Genomic DNA, 20,177 nt, shown 5'->3' with positions numbered 1-20,177 from the left:
TCGGGCGGCGGTTTCGCGGTGGTTCAGCCCACGAGTTCCATGACGTGCAGGGCCGCGCCGTCCTGCCGGGTGGTGCGGTAGTGGTCGGCGTACCGGGCGAAGGTCTCGGGGCCGACCGGGGGGCGGCCGAGGCCGGCGGCCGCGGCGAGGCGGTCCGCGTTGGCGCGGGCGGCCGGCAGCGGCTCGTACCTCTGCAGCGCGGCGATCCGTTTCCCGTCCTGGGCCGCGTCGCCCGACGGTTCGGGCAGCAGGGCCAGGAGAGCGGCGGCGTCGCGGTCGCCGTCGACGGCCGCAGACGCCTCGACCGCGGTCCAGAAGGCCTCGTACGACACCTCCGTGAGGCCCAGTTCGCGCCGGAAGGCCAGGAGCAGTTCGTCCAGCCGGGTCGGCCGCGGGCGCATGGGATGGAAGTAGCCGTACGCGCGGCGCAGGACGGCGGCCGTCACCAGGGCGCCGGCGTGGTCCACGGGCAGGTAGTCCATGACCGCCGGGCTGCCGAAGCTCAGTCCGGTCCGGGCGCAGGCGCGGACCAGGAGGTCGGGCAGGCCCCAGCGGCTCGGGATGCCGTGCCGGGAGTGCGGCATCACGTCGCCGAACCGGTGGACTGTCAGCGGCAGTCCGTGCTCGGCCGCCCGCTGGAGCAGGAGTTCGCCCACCCACTTCGACCGGCTGTAGCCGTCGGTCGGCGGCAGGTCCGCCGCTGCGGGCTCTTCGAGCGGGCGGCTCTGGGGCAGGACGCTCAGGGTGGAGAGGAAGTGGAACGGCTTGAGCCGGGATCGCGCCGCGAGCCGGATCAGTTCCAGGGTGCCGCCGACGTTGACGGCCCGGTGCGCCGCGTAGTCCCGGGTGAAGTTCACCGTCGCACCGCAGTGGACGACGGTGTCGGTCACCTCGGCCAGCCGGTCGAACTCCGCCCCGCTGAGCCCCAGTCGAGGCTCACCGAGATCGCCGGGCACCGCCACGATCCGCCGTGACCACGCCTCGTCCCACAGCCGGTACCCGGCGAGCTGCGCGGTCAGCCGCCAGCGCGCGGACGGGGCGTCCTCGGCGCGGACGAGACAGTGAACCGTCGCCGGGGTGGATGCCAGGAGGTCGTGCAGGAGCTGGGCGCCGATGAAGCCGGTCGCGCCGGTGAGCAGGATGTTCTGGGGCGGCGGCGCCGTTTCTGTCGCCGTCTCCCCCAGCCGCTCCAGGCCGGCGAGCCGCTCCAGGCCGGCGCCGATCCCGGCCGGCAACTCCGTGTCATTGCCGGCCAGTTCGAGGAACGACTTGACTTCCAGCTCCGGCGCCGCAGCCGCGGCCGACGTCCCCCGCCCGGCGATCCGGGCGAGCTGCGCCCCCAGCGTCGGGTGGAGGAACACATCGCGGGCCGACCACTTCATAGTGGTGATCTCCTTCAGCCGGACGGCCAGCCGCTGGGCGCTGAGAGAGTCGCCGCCGCAGGCGAAGAAGTCGTCGTCGAGGCGTATCTCGGAGCGGGGCAACAGCCGCAGCCAGGCCGCGCGCACCGACTCGCCGGTCTCGTCCGCCGCCTCACCCCGGGCTCCCGGTACGGGCGCGCGCCGCGCGGGGGCGAGCAGCGCCGCCAGTTGCCGCCGGTCGGTCTTGCCGTTGGGCGTCAGCGGCATATGGTCGAGCACCACGAAACGGCGCGGCACGAGGGCCGGCGGCAGGATCTGTCCGACGTGCTCCCGGAGCCCGGCGTCCCCCACCCCCGCGCCCCGCAGCACCACGAACGCCGTCAGCAGCGGATTGCCCTGGTTGTCGTCCACCAGCGCCTTGGCGTCCCGGACCAGCGGATGCGTGAGGACGGCGGCCTCGACCTCGGTGAGTTCGATGCGAACCCCGCCGATCTTGACCTGGTTGTCCCGCCGGCCGCAGAACTGAAGCACCCCGTCGGGCCGGTGGAAGCCCAGGTCACCGGTCCGGTAGAGGCGGGTGCCGGGGATCTCGGGGAAGGGGTTGGCGACGAACGCGGCGTTCGTCTTCTCGGGGTCCTTGAGGTAGCCGAGCCCCAGGCACTCGCCGCCGATGCAGATCTCGCCGATCTCCCCGGGCGTGACCGGCCGCAGCTCCTCGTCCAGGACCACGGCGTACGTGTTGTCGATGGGCCGGCCGATGGGCATCGGGTCCAGGTCCGTGTCGGACACCTCGTGGAAGACCGAGCCGATCGAAGCCTCGGTCGGGCCGTAGGTGTTCACCACGACCACCCCCGGGACCAGCGCCCGGAAGGTGTGCACGGCGGCCGCGGTCATCTCCTCACCGCCGATGAGTACCGTACGCAGGCTGCGCAGCCGCGTCGCTCGGGCGGGTTCGGACGCGAGCAGTTCGACCAGGGTGGCGAAGACCGAGGGGACGAAGTCCGTCATGGTCACGCCATGCCGGTGGATGACGTCGATCGTCGCGGTGAGGTCGAGGATGCCCGACCGCTTCGGGATGACCACCTGGCTGCCGGTGGTCAGCGGCCAGAGCAGCTGCCACAGGGAGGAGTCGAACTGGTGGCGGCTGTTCTGCAGGACGACCTCGTCGGACCGGTCGCTGAGGTGCGCGGTCATGTGCTGGAAGCGGTTCAGCAGCCCCCGGTGGATGTTCACGGCGCACTTGGGCAGTCCCGTCGAACCCGAGGTGTAGAAGCCGTAGATCGGATCGTCGAGGTCCGAGGGGCCCGTGTCCGGCGCGGGGGCGTCCTCCGGCAGGGCGAGGACGTCCACCGGGAGGACCGGGACGCCGAACGGACGGTCCACGAGGCCGGGGGAGCAGACCACGAGCTTCGCGTCGAGCGTGGCGAGCATCTCGCGCAGCCGGTCCGCGGGCACCTGGTCGTCGACGGGGACGAAGGGCGCGCCCAGCTTCATCGCGGCGACCATGGCGACGGGCAGCTCAAGGCCGCCCTCCACCGCGAGCGGCACGAAGTCGCCCCGGGCGACGCCGAGTTCGGCCAGCCGGCCGGCGAGGGCGGCGGCCCGCCGATCGAGACCGCGGTAGCTGAGCGTGTCCGTGCCGAAGGTGACCGCGGTGGCCTCCGGGGCCGCCCTGACCCAGGACTCGAAGAGCTGGAGCACATTCCGGTCCTTCGAATACCGGACGGACCGGCCCGCGAATTCAGGCGTCAACTGCTGATTCAACACTCTCGACTCCATACGCGCTCCCTGAACGTCCTGCTTCCCGAAGGGCCGGCGGGGCGGCCTCACCGGAGCGAGCATAGGGCACGCCTTTTCCCTCCACACATATTCAGGCGATTACACCGGCGTACGGGAAATGATTACCCGGCGGAATCCAGCGGGTTCTTCCCCGGGTAATTGACAGCCGGAAAAAAACGGCAGTACTGTTGCGCCGAATTTCATGTGTCCGGTATCGAAGTGGAGGGGTCGACGATGGATATCGAAGAACTGTGGGGCAGGAAAGTCGGAATGCTCGTCTCCGGCGGACTGTCCAGCGTGGCCGTCGCGGCCTGGCTGGCCGCGCAGGGCGTGGAGACGATCGCCTACGTCGCCGACATCGGCCAGACGGGTCCGGCCCCCGACGCCGCCCTGTACGAGGCGCTCGGTCGGCTCGGGCTCACCGTCCGGGCCGTCGACCTGCGGGCCGAGATGGCCGAGACCGCGCTGCGGCTCGTCGCCCACGAGGCGTCGTACGACGGCGGCTACTGGAACACCACCGGGGCCTCGCGCGCCGTGCTGGTCAGCGGGCTCGCCGGGGCCCTGCGCGCGGACGGGTGCGAGATCCTCGCCCACGGCTGCGTCGGCGGCGGCAACGACCAGGCCCGGTTCGCCCGCTACGGCGCGGCCCTGGCGCCCGACCTGGAGGTCTTCGCGCCCTGGACGGCACCCTGGATGCGCGAGCGCTTCCCCGACCGCGGGAGCATGGCCGCGTACCTGGACTCGGTCGGCTTCCCCGAGCAGCTGGCCGGCTGGGCGACGTACTCGGTCGAGGGCAATCTGGCCGGCTTCTCGCACGAGAGCGACCTGCTGGAGTCGCTGGCCACGCCGCCGACCGCCGTGTCGCCGCTGATGACGGTCTGGCCCCCGCAGGCCGCCGACGAACCGCAGACGGTCCGCATCCGGTTCGAGCGCAGCAGGCCGGTGGAGATCGACGGCGTGCCGGTGTCGGGGCTGGAGGCCGTGCTGCGGGCGAACGCGAACGGCGGACGGCACGGCATCTCGCTGCGCAGCACCGTGGAGAACCGGGTCAACGGCACCAAGTGCCGCGGCGTCTACGAGGCGCCCGGCCTCGACGTACTCGGGCAGTGCCTCGCGGCGCTGCGGCAGGCGTGCCTGGACAAGCCCGGCACGCTGCTGATGCGCGAGCTGTCCGGCGCGCTCGCGACCGCCGTGTACGAGGGCCGCTGCTTCGACGCCGCGGGCCGCGCCGCCGCCGAGGCCGCGGACATCCTCGCCGCCGAGGTCAGCGGCACGGTGGTGGCCGAGCTGTACCGCGGCACGGTGACGGTCCACACGCTGACGGACCTCCCCGGCAACCGGGGCACCGCCCGCCAGACCCGCTTCACCCAGGGCGGTCACCACTGGCAGCTGGAGGCCGCGAGCTGATCGTGCCGTACGGGGGTGGAGAGAAGGACCCCCTTCTCTCCACCCCCGTACGGCACGATCGGTCACTGGGACCAGGCGGTCGGCACCCGGTCCCAGCGGTGCCCGCGCAACGTCGCCGTCAACTCGTCGGACAGCGGCTCCCGGCCGCTCACGCCCAGATTGGACCGTACATGCCCGAGGCTGCGCATCCCGGGGATGACGGTGCTCACCGCCGGGTGCCGCAGGATGAAGCGCAGCGCCAGCTCGGGGAGCGTCATCCCCGGCGGCAGTACCTCCTTCAGCGCCTCGGCCCGTGCCACGCTCGCCTTCAGGTTCTCCGGGACGAAGTACGAGGTGCGCCAGTCACCGGCCGGCCAGGTCGTGTCCTCGGTCAGCGTCCCCGTGAGCGTGCCCTCGTCGAACGGGACCCGGGCGATGACGGCGATGTCCTTTTCCACGCAGACGTCGAAGAGTTCGTCCTCGGGCGCCTGGTCGAAAATGTTGTAGATCACCTGCACGGAATCGACGAGGCCGGTCTCCAGCGCCTTGAGGACATTCTCCGGCTCCCAGCGGTTGACGCTGATACCGAAACCTTCCACGAGCCCTTGGTCCTTCAGTGCGCGGATCGGTTCCTGCCAGCGTTCGTCGTCGGCCCAGGAATCCTCCCAGACGTGCAGCTGAAGAAGATCGATCGATTCCGTTCCCAGGCCTTCGAGGCTCTTGTGCGCGTATTCCATGATGTGGTCGGCGGGGAATACTTCTTCGAGTTTGGATTCCCGGCCGGACGGCCACACGCGGTTCTTCGGGGGGATTTTCGTCGCCGTGTAGAGGCGGTTCTGCGGTTCGTCGGCCACCAGCCTGCCGAGCAGCTCCTCGCTGTGGCCGCGGCCGTAGATCCAGGCCGTGTCGAAGAAGTTGCAGCCGAGACGCACGCTCTCCCGCAGCGCCGCGTCACCCACCGTGTCGTCGGCGCCGGCCCATCCGCCCTCACCGCCTGCGATGCCCCACATGCCGTAGCCGACTTCGCCGACCTGCCAGCCGAGGCGTCCGAACCGTCGGTACTCCATGACCACTCCGTTTCACGAAAAGGGAAGGGGCGGCGGCCCGGTCGGACCGCCGCCGTGCGATACGTCAGTACGCCGCCGTGTGATCGGCGGTCAGCCGCGCCAGCGCCTCCAGGAACAGGTCCGCCAGCCGCTGCCCGGTCGCGGCGGCCGTCGCCTCCGGGTCGACCCTGACCTGGAGGTCGAACACCTCCTCCTGGAGCGGGCGCCGGTTCACCTCCACCACGACGGGGAAATTGGTGCGGTCGGCGAAGCGCCACCCGTCCGCCTCGACGCCCCGCAGCGTGCCGATGGCGTCGAACGCGTGCAGATCCGTGAAGTTGAACATCGTCTCGAAGGGCGCCCGCCCCAGGTCCCGCTGGATACGGGCGAGCGGGTACGCGCGGTGCGGCAGATGCGCGCGCTCGGCCTCGAAGGCGGCCGTGACCAGCTCGCCCCAGGTCCCGCCGCGCACGACGAGCCGGACCGGCAGCACGTTGATGAACACCCCGAGGACCAGCTCGGCGCCCTCCCGCTCGGGCCGGCTGCTCCCGCAGATCCCGCCGACCACGTCGGGCGCCTGCGACAGGGCGCTCAACGTGTGCAGATACGCCGCGAGATGGACGCTCTTCACCGGCACCCGCAGCTCGTTCGCGACCCGCCGCACACCAGCCGTCAGGTCCGCCGGTATCGTCCGCACGGTCAGCGCCTCCGCCTCCGCCTCGCCGCGCCCCGACCCGTCCGGCGCCGGCAGCGGCAGGACGGCGGCACCGGCCAGCAGCCCGGACCAGAAGTCGCGGGAGTCCGCCGAGGCGACGGCCCGCTGTTCGTGCGCGATGAAGTCGCGGTACCTGACACCGGACAGAGCGGGCAGCGCGGGCGCGGCGTCGTACGGCGTCGGCGTCGGGGCCGTACGGCGCGCGTACTCGGTGAGCAGTTCGGTGACGAGGCGGGCGTAGCTCCAGCCGTCCACCAGGATGTGGTGAACCGAGAGGGAGAGCTGGAAGGAGTGCGGTGAGCGCAGGCCGACGTGAACGCGCAGGAGCGGCGCCGCCGACAGGTCGAAAGGTACGCCGGCCTCCCGCGCCCACCAGCCGGCCAGCGCCTCCTCCTGTCCCGTACGGTCCAGCGCGCTCAGGTCCTCGACCTCGACGGGTACGACGGCCCGCGCGTGCACGAGTTGGAGCGGTTCGGGGAAGTCGGCGAGGTCGAAGGAGGTGCGCAGGACGTCGTGCCGGTCGCACAGGACGGCAAGGGACTCCTCCAGCGCGGCCCGGTCCCAGCGGCCCCGGATCTCACAGCTGGTCAGATCGTGGTAGAGGCCCGTGTCCCCGTCGAGTTCGCAGTGGTAGAGCATGCCCAACTGCACGGCGGACAGTGGGTAGGCGTCCACCACGCCCGCGGGGACCAGCGCCGGGTCGAGGTCGGCGAGCGTCGTCGACAGCCGGGCCTGGTCCTCGGCCGGAGGGGGTCCGGCGGACTCCGGGCCGCCGAGGAAGGCGACCAGGTCGCGGAAGACGGGGTGCAGGAAGACCTGGGCGACCTTCATCTCGACGCCGCCCGCGCGGCAGACGCCCACCAGCCGGATCGCCGTGATCGAGTCGCCGCCCAGGGTGAAGAAGCTGTCGTCGGGCCCGAAGGCGTCGGTGCCCAGCACCTCGGCCCAGGCGGTACGCATGGTCTGTTCGATCCGGTCCCGGGTGCGGTTCTCGATCACCGTGGACATGGCTGGTCTCCTCGTGTGCGCTGGTGAAGGGGGTGGTGCGGGCGGCTCACTCGGCGGCGGAGGCGACCCAGACGTAGTACTCGGAGCCGGGCTCGAAGGGGGACTCGTCGAAACCGCCGTGCTCCCGGTCGATCCGGAAACCGGCCCGGCCGAGCAGCTCGCGGATCTGCTCCGGGGAGCGGTAGTAGTTCGTCCGCAGGCTGTGCCGGCTCTCCAGGACCAAGCCCTCCTCGTCGAGGACCTCGCTCACCCGGCGCCGGGTGATCTTCTGCGCCGCGGTGTCGAAGGTGTTGAAGTCCCACATGGCGATCCGCTGCCCGGTACGGGGGTGGCGGATCTCTCCGGCGAACAACTGACGCCGGTCGTACTCGGCGACGACCTCGTCGCTGAAGATGGGCACACCGGTGGCGAACCTGCCGCCGGGCTGCAGGTGTTCGCGTATCGAGGTGAGGGCGCTGAGCCAGTCCTCGGTGGTCTCCAGGTGGTACATCGGCTGACCGGCCGCGAGGACCAGGGCGAACTTCTCGCCGAGCCGGAAGGTGCGGAAGTCGCCCTCCACCAGTTCGACGCGTCCCTCCGGCAGGTCGGCCGCCGCCAGGGCCGCGCGGCCCTGTTCCAGCATCGACGGCGATATGTCGACGCCCACGGCACGCTCGACCAGTTCGGCGCAGGGCAGCAGCACCCGGCCGGTGCCGCAGGCCAGTTCGAGCAGCGGGCCGCCGAACTCCTCGGTGCGGGCCAGCTGGAACGGCAGGTCGAGGGTATTGAGGTCGGCCCACAGGACGTCGTACAGCTCGGCTTCGTGGCGGTACTCGTCCTCGGCCGTCTCGCTCTGTGCTTCCCCGAAGGACGCTTCGAAGGCTTCGGTGGTGATGTTCTGATCGGTCGTCGGCACGCTCACGGCGTTCACTCCAGGTTTGTCGGGCGGGCTGTGGCCCGGATGTCAGATCGCGGCGAGGGTCGCGGCGACCCGCCGTACCACCGGGTCCCGCAGGACGCCGAAGTGGTCGCCGGGGACGGTGACGACGGCGAGGTCGGGTCCGTCGGCCAGGGCGGCCCATGGTTCGGGGTCGGCCGGTGAGTCCGCGGCGCGGATCATCGTGACCGGGCCGGTGTGCCGCGCCGGGCGGTGGGCCCGCATGACCCGGGTGGCGCGTTCGAACACCCGGTACTTGACGTGCAGATCGGCGGGGGACAGACCCAAGTCCCGCCCGTTCAGGCGCAGTTGGGACACGGTTGAGGCCAGCGCGTCCACCGCCGGGAGCTCCCAGGTCGACGCGGTCAACGCGGGGTGCCCTTCCGTGCCGCTCCAGCCCAGCAGGTCCTCGACGAAGGCCCGCAGGGTCTCGGCCGGCGTCCAGGCCCCGGCCTCCTCGGGCCACGGCGCGGAGTCGATCAGTACGACGGGCGGCGCCGGCCGGTCCGTACCGGCGGACCACTGCCGCGCCATCTCATGGGCGACGACCCCGCCGAACGACCAGCCCGCCACCGCCGCCGGCGTACGCAGCCCCTCGGAGGCCAGCAACTCCCGGTAGTGCCGGGCCAGTTCGGCGAGGGTCGGCTCGGGCCCCGCGCCGTCGAGCAGACCGTCCGCGGCGATCGCCCAGACCGCCCGCCCCGGCGGCAGCCGCCTGCCCAGCTCCGCGTAGCAGAAGACGCCGCCGCCGATGGGGTGGACGAGCACGAGCGGATCACCCGCGCCGGGCTCCCCGTCCCTGAGCACGACCACACCCCCGCCGGCGGCCCGGCGGCTGCGCATCAGCTCCAGCAGCGCCCGCTTCGTCGGCGACAGCGCCTCCGCCCCGGTCGGCGGCGCGGTACGGGCGCCGCTCACGCCTCCACCGCGATCCGGCGCTCGAAAAGGTACGAGTAGAACGGAAGCTGCTCCGCGTGGATCTCGGCCAGGTGGGCGTTGCTCTCCACCGTGTCCGTGTACTGCTTCTCGCGCCGGACGAATCCGGTGCTCTCGCTCGCGTCCACATGCCAGCGCTCGGTCTTGCGCCATTCCGACGGCACACCGGACTGCCAGGTCAGGGCGTCGGCACGGAAAATCAGACCGATACGCGCGCAATAGGAACGGACCGTCGCCTCCGGGTGGTCGAGCAGATCGTCGGAGTCGACGACGACCGGCGGCGCGCCCTGTGCTTTCTCCACGGCCGTGTACAGCTCGTGCAGTCGCGCGAATCCGACATCGGCGCGGTCGAGGTCGGGATTGAGCGCGTAATGGGAGGCGATCACCTCCGCCGGATCACGAATGACGAACGTATGCGCGCCCTCTCGCAGGAACCTCTCGTCGGCCAGCACCTCCGGATAGTGGAAGTCCGTTGTGTCCTTGAAGAACACCGGCTTCTCCCTGCTCAGCTCCCGCATCTTCTCGATGAGTTCGGACGCCGTGCGCACAGTGCGCCCGGCGATCTCGAACTCGCCGAAACCCGCCAGAATGGAGAAGGGCTCATGCAGAACGACCAGGTCGTCGCGCTGCATCATCATCCGCAGGAAAGCGGTGGACCGGGATCTCGGCGCACTCCACAGAGCGATGATCCGCGGCTGCTCTCGGACATCTTCGCTGTCATCAGTCATTTTCGACCCGCTTCCCCGGAAGTCCAGTAGCCGTGATGTACGGCACCCACTGTTCGCCGCACCGGGGTCATGCTAGACGGACGGGGCGAGGAAAAGGAACACCGTACAAATGCTTACCCGGACTTCCCTTACGGGTAAGCGTCATGATTACCCGGGGGGTAATCATGACGTTGAGAAAAGGTCCTCGGACTACGCTTTCCTCATTCTTCTGCGTACCGGGGATTCAGCACGCGAAGGAAGGCGCGGAAGGGTTCGGAAACTATTCTGGAAAACAATTCGCGCCCGTTGGGCGGCAGGCTTTAAGGAGTTCCGCGGTGAGTGAGTTGATCGAAAGGCTGGCGCGCCTTCCGGAGGACCGAAGGACCGAGCTGCTGACCCGGCTGCGTGCGGGCGCCCGGCAGACGTCCGCCGCGCAGCCGGCGCCGCGCCGGACCACCGGACCGGCGCCGCTCTCCCACGGCCAGCAGACCCTCTGGTTCCTCGACCGGCTGGCGCCCGGCCGGGCCACCTACAACGTGGGCACCGCGTTCCGGATCGGCGGCCGGCTCGACGTCCCCGCCCTGCGAGGGGCGCTGGCCTCCGTGGTCGCGCGACACGAGGTGCTCAGAACCGGATTCCGCGAAGAGGCGGGCGAGGCGCGCCAGTTCGTCGTACCCGACCTCGTGGTGGAACTCCCCGTGCGGGACCTGCGGACCGAGGCCGAGCCGGAGGCCGAGGCCGAGCGGATCGCGCGGGCGCTGGCGCGGGCGCCGTTCGACCTGGCGCGGGCACCCCTGTGGCGGGCCGAACTGCTGCGGACGGCCGACGACGAACAGATTCTGCTCCTCGTCGTCCACCACGCCGTCTTCGACGGCTGGTCCAGCGGCGTGTTCGCGGGGGAACTCGCCGCCTACTACGCGGCCGGCACCGGCGACGCCGCCGCGGCCGGCCGGATCGAACCCCTCCCCGTCCAGTACGGCGACTACGCGCAATGGCAGCGCGACCGCCTCACCGGCGACCGCCACCGCCAGCTCACCGACTTCTGGCGGAACACCCTCGCGGGCGCGCCCACCCTGGAACTGCCTGCGGACCGGGCCCGGCCGGCCGAGATCTCCTACCGCGGCGCGTGCCGCACGGCCGCGCTGCCGCCCCGGACCGGCGCGGCCGTCGACGAACTGGCGAGGTCGGCCGGGACCACGCCCTACGTCGTCCACCTGTCGGCCTTCCTCCTGCTGCTGCACCGCTGCACGGCCCAGGACGACCTGGTGATCGGGACCCCGGTCGCCGGCCGCGACACCGTGGAGGCCGAGAACCTCATCGGCTTCTTCGTCAACATGCTCCCCCTGCGCGCGGACCTCTCCGGCGATCCCACCTTCCGGGAACTGCTCGACCGGGTCGCCGCCGTCACCCGGGACGCGCTCGGCCACGCCGAACTGCCCTTCGACGCACTGGTGGAGGCGGTACGCCCGCGCCGCGACCCGTCCCGCTCCCCGGTCTTCCAGGTGGTTTTCGCCTACCAGAACGCCGGCTCCCCACTCACCCTGCCGGGCCTCGACGTCGACCAGCGGCTGATCGATCCGGGGACCTCGCGGTTCGACCTGAGCTGGAGCGTGGTGACGGGAGCCGAAAGCACCGAGGTCGCCGTCGAGTTCAGCACCGACCTCTTCGACCCGGAGACGATCGCCCAGTTCCAGTCGGCCTACCGGGAGCTGCTGGCCACGGTCACCCGCGACCCGGGGTGCCGCGCCTCCCGCGCCGCCCTCATGTCCGCCGAGGAGCGCGAGGAACACCTCACCCGCTGGAACGGCCCCGCCCTCGCCGTACCGCCCCTCTCGGTCCCGGCCGCCTTCGAACGCCACGCCCGCGCCACCCCGGACGCGACCGCCCTGGTCACCGGGGACGAGCAACTGACGTACGGAGAACTCGATGTCCGGGCCAATCGACTGGCCCACCTGCTGCGTGAGCGGGGGGTGAAGCCGGGCGGCCGGGTGGTGCTGTGCCTGCCGCGCGCCGCGGACCTCGTCACCGCCGTCCTCGCCGTACTGAAGGCGGGCGCCGCGTACGTCCCCGTCGACCCGGCCTATCCGGCCGCCCGTATGACGGCGATACTCGACGACGCGGCACCGGATCTGATCGTCACCCATGAGGCCCTGGCGGACCGGCTGCCCGCGGACGGCACCGGGGCGCTGCTCCTCGACCGGTCGGCGGACGTCCTCGCGAGCCGCCCGGCCGACGCACCGGACCGGGGCCCGGATCCGGCCGACCTCGCCTACGTGCTGTACACCTCCGGCACCACCGGCGTCCCCAAGGGCGTCCTCGTCGAACACCACTCGGTGGTCGGCTTCGTCGAGGCGGCACGCGAGCTGTTCGACCTCACCCCGGCGGACCGGGTCCTCGGATACGCCGCCGCGAACTTCGACGTGTCGGTCGGCGAGATGTTCAACGCGCTGCTGACCGGCGCCCGCCTCCACCTCGCCACGGACGCACAACGGCTCGACGTCGACGCGCTCCAGCACCTCATCGAGAGTGCCGGCATCACCGTGACCGACCTGCCCCCGACCGTCATGGCGCTGCTGAAGCCGGAGCGCTTCCCCTCCTTGCGGATCGTGTTCGTCGGCGGCGAGGCGTTCCCCGGTGAACTCGTCAACCGGTGGAACCCCGGCCGGCGCTTCTTCAACGGCTACGGCCCGACCGAGTGCACCGTCACCATGGTCGTGCACGAGTGCGAGGGGCAATGGGCCTCGTCCCCGCCGATCGGCCTGCCCATCGCCGGCCACGTCGCCCACGTCGTCGACCGCCACCTCGAACCCGTCCCGTACGGCGTGGCCGGGGAGCTCCTCATCGGCGGCGAGGGACTGGCCCGCGGCTACCTGGGCGCCCCCGAACTCACCCAGGAGAAGTTCGTGCCCGACCCGTTCGGGTCCGCCCCGGACGGCCGGCTCTACCGCACCGGCGACCTGGTCCGGCGCCGCCGCGACGGCAGCCTGGTCTTCCTCGGCCGGATCGACAAGCAGGTCAAGATCCGCGGACTGCGCATCGAACTCGGCGACGTCGAAGCCGCGCTGGCCGGCGCCACCGGCGTGGACCAGGTCACGGTCGTCCCCTGGACCGACCCGCGCGGGGACCGCCACCTCGTGGCGTACGTCGCGCCCGACTCGGTGGACGTCCCCGGGCTACGGACCGAGGTGGGGCAGCGGCTGCCCCGCTACATGGCTCCCTCGTACTACGTGACCCTGCCCGCGCTGCCCCTGACGGTCAGCGGGAAGGTCGACCACCGGGCCCTGCCCGAACCCGAACTCGACGGGGGCGACCCGACCGCGCACACGGAACCCAGGAACGACACCGAACGCACCCTGGCCGGGGTGTTCGCGGGACTCCTGCGGCGCGAGCGCGTCGGCGTCGACGAGGACTTCTTCGAACTCGGCGGCAACAGCCTCCAGGCCGTGGCGCTGATGTCCCGGATCACCGCGCTGTTCGAGGCGACGGTGTCCCTCTCGGAGTTCTTCCAGGCGCCCACCGTCGCGGGACTCGCCGCGCTCGTCGACACCTCACGCGCCTCGGCCGCGGCCGAGGACGACCTGATGACGAGGATCGAGCAGATGTCCGAGGCCGAGGCGGCCCGCCTGCTCCAGGCGGAGAGCGGAGCGACACGATGACCGTCGGCGAACTCACGTACCCCCTGGCGGCGGGGCCCGCTTCGCCGCGCGCCCAGGTCCAGGAAGCCCTCGCCGACCCCGAGGTCCGCGACCTGCTCGACCGCCTCGCCGACCCCGGCGTGCGCGAGCCCGACGTCCGCCCCCTGTACCGCGCCCTCGGCCGCCGCGGCCTGCTGGCCGTCAACTGGCCCGAGGAGTACGGCGGCCTGGGCCTGGGTCTCGCCGACGCCGCCGCGGTGGCCGAAGAACTCGTACGGGCCGGGGTCCCCGACACTCTGCACGTCAACTCCGTCCAGATCGTCGGCCTGTTCCTGCTCATGGCCGGCACCCCCGAGCAGAAGGCCCGCCACCTGCCCGCGCTCGCCGACGGCAGCGCCTTCGCCAGCGTCCTCTACACCGAGCCGGGCACCGGCTCCGACCTGGCCGCACTGGAGACCGTGGCGACCGTCTGCGACGGCGGCTTCGAGCTGACCGGCACCAAGTCGTACAGCCTCAAGAGCGACATCACCGACATCGCGTTGTGCGCCGCCCGCACCGGCGAGCCCGGGGGCCGCTACCGGGGCATCACCCTCTTCCTCGTCGACCTCCACGCGCCGGGTGTCCGACGCGAGGTGATTCACGGCATCGCCGACGAACAGTTCCATCGGATCAGACTGGACGGGGTCCGGGTGCCGGCCGCCGACGTGATCGGCCCCGTCGGCGGCGGCTGGCCCCTGCTCACCAAGGCGCTCGCCGTCGAACGCACGGGCCTGGACTACTCCCTCAAGGCCGAACGCTGGTACGCCGCCGCCCTCGCCGAACTGCGCGACAGCGCCGCCACCGAGGAGAACCTGGCGGAGATCGGCCGGTTCGGCGCCGAGGTCGAGGCGGGCCGGCTGCTGTCCTGGGACGTGATCGACGCGATCGACGCGAGTGCCGGTGCCCCGGACGATGTCGCGACGGCCACCGCGAAGTATCTGACCAGCGAGACGGCCCAGGGGGTGGCCTGCTGGGCGAACCGACTGACCGGCGGGGCGCGGACTCGCCCCGGCGCCCGGTCGGCGGTCCTCGAAGCGGCCTATCGGGAGGCGCCGGGTCTGACCCTGTCGGCGGGTACCTCCGAGGTGATGCTCCAGATCATCGCCTCGGCGGGTACCCAGGGCGCGCAAGGTGCTCAGGCCGACCGGGCCGGCGCCGATCCGCTGCTGCGGCAGCTGCGCGCGGCGGTCCGCGACCGGCTCGGCGCGGCCGTTCTGGGCCGGGACAGGGACACGGCTCGGGCGGTGCACGGCCCCGCCGCCCTGCCGGGTGCCGCCTGCCCCGGCTGGCCCCAACTGGTCGAACTCGGGGTCCCCGGCTTCGACGCGCCGGCCGTGTCGGGCGGGTTCGATCTCGGGCTGGGGGCTTCGGCAATGGTGTGCGAGGAGCTCGGGCGGCTTGGATTGGGCGGGCCCTACCGGGACGTGGCTCTGGCCGCCGACCTGCTGCGTGCCGTTCCCGGTCTCCAGGAGTGGCCGGCGGGCATCGCCGCGGGAACCGTCACTGCTGCGGCCGGCACCCCTGACGGCGCGGCCGTAGTCCTGTCGACGGACAACGGCTGGAAAATCTCCGGCACTTGGGAGATCGACGACGCGGATGCCGACCTTCTGCTGCTGACGCTGCCGGCCGACGCGGTGACGGGTACGTCGGCGGGCTCGCGTGGGACGCCGCTCACCGGCGCCGGGGACACCGTCGTACCGCTGCCCCGGAACCGCCCCGGCCTGCGGTTCGAGATGACGGCGGACGGCACGGCCCGGCTGTACCTCGACGGCGTGGTCGTGCGCCGGGAGGAGGCTGTGCCCGTCCCGGACGGACTGCTCGCCCGGCGCAGGGTCCGTCAGGCGGCCTATCTGCTGGGCGTCGCGACGGGGGCCCATGAGGAGGCGAGCGCCTACACCACGCGGCGCCGGCAGTTCGGTGTGCCGCTCAGCGACCATCAGGCCGTCGCCTTCGCCCTCGCCGCGCTCAAGGCCAGGCTGATCGCGGCAGGCCTGGTGGTCCGGCGGGCAGCGGCCCTGGCGGACCAGGGCCGCACGGCCGCCCGCGCGGCGGTCGACGCGCTCGCCCTCACCGCCGAACTCGCCCTGGAGACCACCCGGACCGCCGTCCACGTCTGCGGGGTCCACGGCCTCACCGCGGAACTCGGTGTCCAGCGTCACTACCGCCTCGCCCGCGTGGAGGCGGTCCGGCTCGGCCCGCCGCAACGGCTGTGGCGCGAAGCCGCCCGCCTGCGGCTGGAGGGCGCACCCGCCGACCTCGACCTGCTGACGGACCTGAGCTTCACCGCGCGGGGCCCGCACACGGGCTGACCCGACCCGAACCGTCCGACCGACCTCACCGCCCGCCGCTCGTACACCCATTGACCCGACCCGTCCTTTCCGCCCCGGACCAGGAGCCCCCACCATGCCCCCTTCCCCTTCCGTCCCCGATGCCTCCCATCTGGTGGTCGTCAACGCCGAGGAGCAGTACTCGATCTGGCCGGGCAGGCGCCCCCTCCCCGACGGCTGGCGGGCGGAAGGCGGGCCCGGGACCGAGGCCGAGTGTCTCGACCGCATCGCCCGGGCCTGGACGGACACCAGGCCGCTGAGCGCCCGAACCTTCACGGGCACCGCCCGGTGACCGGGAGCCCGTGCCCGGACGTGGCGGACCTGCCGGCCGCGACGGAGGCCGTCGTCGTGGCGTTCCCGCACGCGGGCGGGTCGGGGGCGGCCTACCGGGGCTGGCAGCGAGCGCTGGGACCGCGGATCGCACTCCTCGCCGTGACCCACCCCGGCCACACCGGCCGCTTCACCGAACCCCTGCTGGAGACCTGCGAGGAACTGGCGGACGAGGTGGCACCCCGGCTCACCGCCCGCCCCGGTCTCCCCCTGGTCCTCTTCGGCCACAGCATGGGCTCCCTGGTCGCCTTCGAGGTCGCCCGGCGCCTGGAGCAGCGGTACGGGATCAGCCCCGCGCACCTGTTCGTCTCGGGATCTCCGGGACCGGGGAGACCGGCCCGCGCGACGGCGTCGTACAGGCTCCCCGACGACCGACTCATCGGGTGGCTCGAAGAGATGGGCGGCTGTGACGAGGCGATCGCGCGGGACCGGGAGCTGATGGCCTTCCTGCTGCCGGTGCTGCGGGCGGACCTGCGGGCCGGGGAGAGCTACCGGCCCTGGACCGGCAGCGGCGTGAGCTGTCCGGTCACCGCGCTGACCGGCGCGCAGGACCCCTCCGTCACCCCGGCCGAGAACCTGGCCTGGCAGGAGGCGACCGGCGCGGCCTTCCGCCAGCACATCTTCCCCGGCGGCCACTTCTACCTGCACGAGGACGCGGCCGTCGTCGCCACCGTTCGCCGCACCGCCGAGGACTCGTACCGACTTCCCACCGAGCACAAGGAATTGACGTCATGACTGTTTCAGGTGTGTACGGGGCCTTCGCCCGGGCCGCGAGCCGGTGGCCGGACCGCACGGCGGTGTCGGACGACAGCCGGTCCCTGACCTACGCCGAACTGGAGCGCGCGGCCGAGGAACTGGCCGGGCGGCTGCGCGCGGCCGGAGCGGGCCGGGGCACGCTGGTGGGGCTGTGCGCGGACCGCGGCGTCGGCCTGATCGCCGCGATGCTGGCAGTCCTGCGCACCGGCGCCGCCTATGTGCCGATGGACCCCGGCTACCCCGACGAACGCCTGCGGCTGACCCTGAGCGACGCCGGTTGCGGCATCCTCCTCGGTGGCCCCGGCCTCGACGAACGGCTCGGCGTCCACGACATCCCGTTCCTCACGGTCGACCCGCCCGCCGCCGGGCACGAGCCGGCCGGCGAACCCGAACAGGTCTGCGCGACGGACGCCGCCTACGTCATCTACACCTCCGGCTCGACCGGCCGCCCCAAGGGCGTACGGGTCACCCACGCCAACGTCCTGCGCCTGTTCTCCGTCACCGAGGAGAAGTTCGCCTTCGGCCCCGAGGACGTGTGGACGATGTTCCACTCGGCGGCCTTCGACTTCTCCGTGTGGGAGATCTGGGGCGCGCTGCTGCACGGCGGCCGGCTCGTCGTCGTCCCGTACGCCGTCACCCGGGACCCCGACGCCATGTGGGAACTGCTGCGCGCCGAACGGGTCACCGTCCTGAGCCAGACCCCGACCGCCTTCACCCACCTGATCGCCGCCGCCGGGGCCGCGGGCTTCCCCGGGACATCCCTGCGCACGGTGGTGTTCGGCGGCGAGGCCCTGCACGTCGCGACGCTGCGCCCGTGGATCGACCGGTACGGCACCGACGCGCCGAGTCTGATCAACATGTACGGCATCACCGAGACCACCGTCCACGTCACCCACCGCCCGGTCACCCGAGCCGACCTCGACCGCCCCGGCAGCCCCATCGGCGCCCCGCTGGCCGACCTCACCCTGCACCTGCTGGACGACCGTCTCGAACCGGTGCCGGACGGCGAGACGGGCGAGCTGTTCGTGGGCGGCGCGGGCGTCGCCGACGGCTACCTCAACCGGCCCGACCTCACCGCGCAGCGCTTCCTGCCCGACCCCGCGGGCGGCGGCGGACGGCTCTACCGCACCGGCGACCTCGCGGCCCGCAGGCCCGACGGCGAGCTGGAGTACCGGGGGCGCCGCGACCACCAGGTCAAACTCCGCGGGTTCAGGATCGAACTCGGCGAGATCGAGCGGACGTTGACGAGCCACCCCCTGGTCGCAGCCGCCGCCGTCGTACTGGACGAGACCGACCCCGGGCACCCCCGGCTCGCCTCCTACCTCGTCCTCTCCCCCGACGCCGACCCGGATGCCACCGAGCGGGACCTGCGCGACCACCTCGCCCGGCACCTGCCCCCGCACATGGTGCCCGCCACCTCGACCGTCCTCGCGGCGCTGCCGCTCACCTCAAACGGCAAGCTCGACCGCGCGCAGCTGCCCGCACCCGACCGCGCCCGGACAGCGGCCGAGCCCGAGGACGGGCCGCAGGGCGAGATCGAGACATCCGTCGCCGCGCTCTTCGACGAGGTGCTGGGGTGCGGCCCGGTCGCACGGCACCGCGGCTTCTTCGACCTCGGCGGCGACTCGCTGTTGGCCGTGCGCCTGATGGCCCGGCTGCGCCGCGCCTTCGCCATGGACCTCCCTATCCGGGCCCTGCTCAACGCACCCACCGTCGCCGGGCTCGCCCAGGCCGTCGTCGAAGCGCTCGTGGCCGAGATGGACGAGATGGACGAGGAAAGCCTCGGTGCACTGCTGGCCGCCGAGGAAACGCGGGATCTCGAGCCCGGCAACCCCACCCCGCGCCCCGACGCGCCGGCCGTACAGGCCTGACGAAACTCTCCCCAGAAGGACACCGTGACCACCTCGCGAGAACCGTCGCTGCTGCGGCAGCGCCCCTTCCGGCTGCTGTACGTGGGTCAGACCTCGTCCGTCATCGGCGACGCCATCGTGCCCATCGCCCTCGCCTTCGCCGTGCTCGACCTCACCGACTCGGCGTCGGTGCTGGGCATCGTGCTCGCCGCGCGCATCGTGCCCACCGTCGCCCTCCTGCTGGCGGGCGGGGTGATCGCCGACCGGGTCGGCCGCCGGAGCCTGATGCTCGTCTGCGACGTCGTCAGGTTCTGCTCCCAGCTCCTGCTGGGCACCCTGCTGCTCACCGGCCACGCCTCCATCACCACCATGATCGTGCTCCAGCTGGTCGCCGGCACCGCCGCCGCGTTCTTCCAGCCGGCCTCGACCGGGCTGATCGCCGAGGTCGTCGCACCCGGCGACCTCCAGCGGGCCAACGGCATGATGGGCCTCAGCGAGAACACCGCCTGGACCATCGGCCCCGCCATCGGAGGCATCCTCGTCTCGTTCGTCTCCCCCGGAGCGGCCCTGATCGCCGACGGGCTGACGTACGGCATCAGCGGCATCGCCCTGTACCTGCTGCGCCTGCCGGCCAAGACGCGCGGCGCGGACGGGCCCGCCCCCTCGATGATCCACGAACTGCGCGAGGGCTGGGAGGAGTTCAGGTCCCGCACGTGGCTGTGGACCCTGGTCGCCTGGTGCGCCGGCTTCCATCTCCTCGTCCTGCCCGCCTGGCAGGTGTTCGGCCCCTCGGTCTCCAAGGCCGAACTCGGCGGCGCCTCCGCCTGGGCGGTCATCACCACCTGCGCGGGCCTCGGCTCGATCATCGGCGGCATCGTCGCGCTGCGCATGCGCCCGCGCTTCATCCTGCGCGCCTCGTTCGTCCCGCTCGGCCTCTACGGCCTGCAACTGCTTGCGCTCGCCGCTGCCGCCCCCGTCCCGCTCATCGGCGCCGCCGCCCTGATCAGCAACATCGGCCTGTCCATGTTCAACGTCTTCATGCTGACGGCCATGCAGCAGAACGTGCCGCTCGCGGCGATGAGCCGGGTCAGCTCCTACGAGTGGCTGGGCAGTATCGGACTGCTACCGGTCGGACAGGCGCTGATCGGGCCGGCCGCACTGGTCACCTCACCTACGACGATGCTGATCGCCGGGGCCGTGTGGATGTTCGGCACACCGGCGTTGCTGTACGCGGTGCGCTCGGCGCGGGATCTGCGGGCGGTGAGCGAGAGCGCGCCGGACGCCCAGGTCGCCGCTGTCGGCTGACCCCCCGTATGCCCCTTCCCCCTCGGCCCTGTCCGCGCCACCCGCCGGAGCCGATCACCCCACAGAGATGAGTTGGCACAG

At 72.2% G+C, this 20,177-nt stretch carries 13 protein-coding genes; 7 read left to right on the top strand and 6 right to left on the bottom strand.

Features of this window, described 5'->3' with window-relative positions:
* Positions 1–23: 23 nt before the first annotated feature.
* A complete protein-coding gene (locus ADL01_RS19695) occupies positions 24–3,140 on the bottom strand; it encodes a non-ribosomal peptide synthetase (RefSeq protein ID WP_159049580.1) in 3,117 nt (1,038 codons plus the stop codon).
* Positions 3,141–3,374: 234 nt separating this feature from the next.
* Between ADL01_RS19695 and ADL01_RS19690 the strand changes: the two genes are divergently transcribed.
* Complete coding sequence (locus tag ADL01_RS19690) at positions 3,375–4,547, top strand: argininosuccinate synthase domain-containing protein (protein WP_078960634.1); 1,173 nt, start codon at positions 3,375–3,377, stop codon at positions 4,545–4,547.
* A gap of 62 nt (positions 4,548–4,609) precedes the next feature.
* On the opposite strand, the gene ADL01_RS19685 is transcribed toward ADL01_RS19690, so the two are convergent.
* The 5 genes from ADL01_RS19685 to ADL01_RS19665 form a co-directional block, all read right to left on the bottom strand.
* Positions 4,610–5,593, bottom strand: coding sequence for an aldo/keto reductase (locus tag ADL01_RS19685; RefSeq protein ID WP_053743328.1), 984 nt, complete (start codon positions 5,591–5,593; stop codon positions 4,610–4,612).
* A 64-nt stretch (positions 5,594–5,657) separates the two neighbouring features.
* On the bottom strand, positions 5,658–7,295 hold the full coding sequence (locus ADL01_RS19680) for a condensation domain-containing protein (RefSeq protein ID WP_053743327.1): 1,638 nt from the start codon (positions 7,293–7,295) through the stop codon (positions 5,658–5,660).
* Positions 7,296–7,341: 46 nt separating this feature from the next.
* Positions 7,342–8,196 carry a class I SAM-dependent methyltransferase gene (locus ADL01_RS19675; RefSeq protein WP_053743326.1) on the bottom strand — a complete coding sequence of 285 codons (855 nt, stop codon included), beginning with the start codon at positions 8,194–8,196 and terminating at the stop codon, positions 7,342–7,344.
* Positions 8,197–8,238: 42 nt separating this feature from the next.
* Positions 8,239–9,129, bottom strand: a complete 891-nt coding sequence (locus ADL01_RS19670; protein WP_053743325.1) for an alpha/beta fold hydrolase — start codon at positions 9,127–9,129, stop codon at positions 8,239–8,241.
* Complete coding sequence (locus ADL01_RS19665) at positions 9,126–9,875, bottom strand: sulfotransferase family protein (protein WP_053743324.1); 750 nt, start codon at positions 9,873–9,875, stop codon at positions 9,126–9,128. Before ADL01_RS19665 ends, ADL01_RS19670 begins: the two co-directional genes overlap by 4 nt.
* 314 nt (positions 9,876–10,189) lie before the next feature.
* Here ADL01_RS19665 and ADL01_RS19660 point away from each other — a divergent pair, with 314 nt between their 5' ends.
* The 6 genes from ADL01_RS19660 to ADL01_RS19635 all read left to right on the top strand — a co-directional run bounded on the left by ADL01_RS19660 (position 10,190) and on the right by ADL01_RS19635 (position 20,096).
* The gene (locus ADL01_RS19660) at positions 10,190–13,510 is read left to right on the top strand and encodes a non-ribosomal peptide synthetase (RefSeq protein ID WP_053743323.1); all 3,321 of its coding nucleotides are present in this window, start codon (positions 10,190–10,192) and stop codon (positions 13,508–13,510) included.
* On the top strand, positions 13,507–15,837 hold the full coding sequence (locus ADL01_RS41075; RefSeq protein WP_063783554.1) for an acyl-CoA dehydrogenase family protein: 2,331 nt from the start codon (positions 13,507–13,509) through the stop codon (positions 15,835–15,837). The genes ADL01_RS19660 and ADL01_RS41075 overlap by 4 nt, the downstream gene beginning before the upstream one ends.
* A 94-nt stretch (positions 15,838–15,931) precedes the next feature.
* Complete coding sequence (locus tag ADL01_RS19650; RefSeq protein WP_053743322.1) at positions 15,932–16,147, top strand: MbtH family protein; 216 nt, start codon at positions 15,932–15,934, stop codon at positions 16,145–16,147.
* A gap of 20 nt (positions 16,148–16,167) precedes the next feature.
* Positions 16,168–16,920 (top strand): thioesterase II family protein, encoded by a 753-nt coding sequence (locus ADL01_RS19645; RefSeq protein WP_053743321.1) that lies wholly within the window; start codon positions 16,168–16,170, stop codon positions 16,918–16,920.
* Positions 16,917–18,812, top strand: coding sequence for an amino acid adenylation domain-containing protein (locus tag ADL01_RS19640; protein ID WP_078960631.1), 1,896 nt, complete (start codon positions 16,917–16,919; stop codon positions 18,810–18,812). The genes ADL01_RS19645 and ADL01_RS19640 overlap by 4 nt, the downstream gene beginning before the upstream one ends.
* A gap of 24 nt (positions 18,813–18,836) precedes the next feature.
* Positions 18,837–20,096, top strand: coding sequence for an MFS transporter (locus tag ADL01_RS19635; RefSeq protein WP_053743319.1), 1,260 nt, complete (start codon positions 18,837–18,839; stop codon positions 20,094–20,096).
* Positions 20,097–20,177 lie beyond the last annotated feature (81 nt).

It is taken from the genome of Streptomyces sp. NRRL WC-3618 (genome assembly GCF_001280005.1).
Lineage (GTDB): Bacteria > Actinomycetota > Actinomycetes > Streptomycetales > Streptomycetaceae > Streptomyces.
This window is presented reverse-complemented; position numbering and strand designations above follow the sequence as displayed.

Bases quoted from the DNA above. Each gene is read 5' to 3' on its own strand.
- ADL01_RS19650 (WP_053743322.1), top strand. From the start codon at position 15,932: ATGCCCCCTTCCCCTTCCGTCCCCGATGCCTCCCATCTGGTGGTCGTC.
- ADL01_RS19690 (WP_078960634.1), top strand. From the start codon at position 3,375: ATGGATATCGAAGAACTGTGGGGCAGGAAAGTCGGAATGCTCGTCTCC.
- ADL01_RS19680 (WP_053743327.1), bottom strand. From the start codon at position 7,295: ATGTCCACGGTGATCGAGAACCGCACCCGGGACCGGATCGAACAGACC.
- ADL01_RS19640 (WP_078960631.1), top strand. From the start codon at position 16,917: ATGACTGTTTCAGGTGTGTACGGGGCCTTCGCCCGGGCCGCGAGCCGG.
- ADL01_RS19665 (WP_053743324.1), bottom strand. From the start codon at position 9,875: ATGACTGATGACAGCGAAGATGTCCGAGAGCAGCCGCGGATCATCGCT.
- ADL01_RS19685 (WP_053743328.1), bottom strand. From the start codon at position 5,593: ATGGAGTACCGACGGTTCGGACGCCTCGGCTGGCAGGTCGGCGAAGTC.
- ADL01_RS41075 (WP_063783554.1), top strand. From the start codon at position 13,507: ATGACCGTCGGCGAACTCACGTACCCCCTGGCGGCGGGGCCCGCTTCG.
- ADL01_RS19695 (WP_159049580.1), bottom strand. From the start codon at position 3,140: ATGGAGTCGAGAGTGTTGAATCAGCAGTTGACGCCTGAATTCGCGGGC.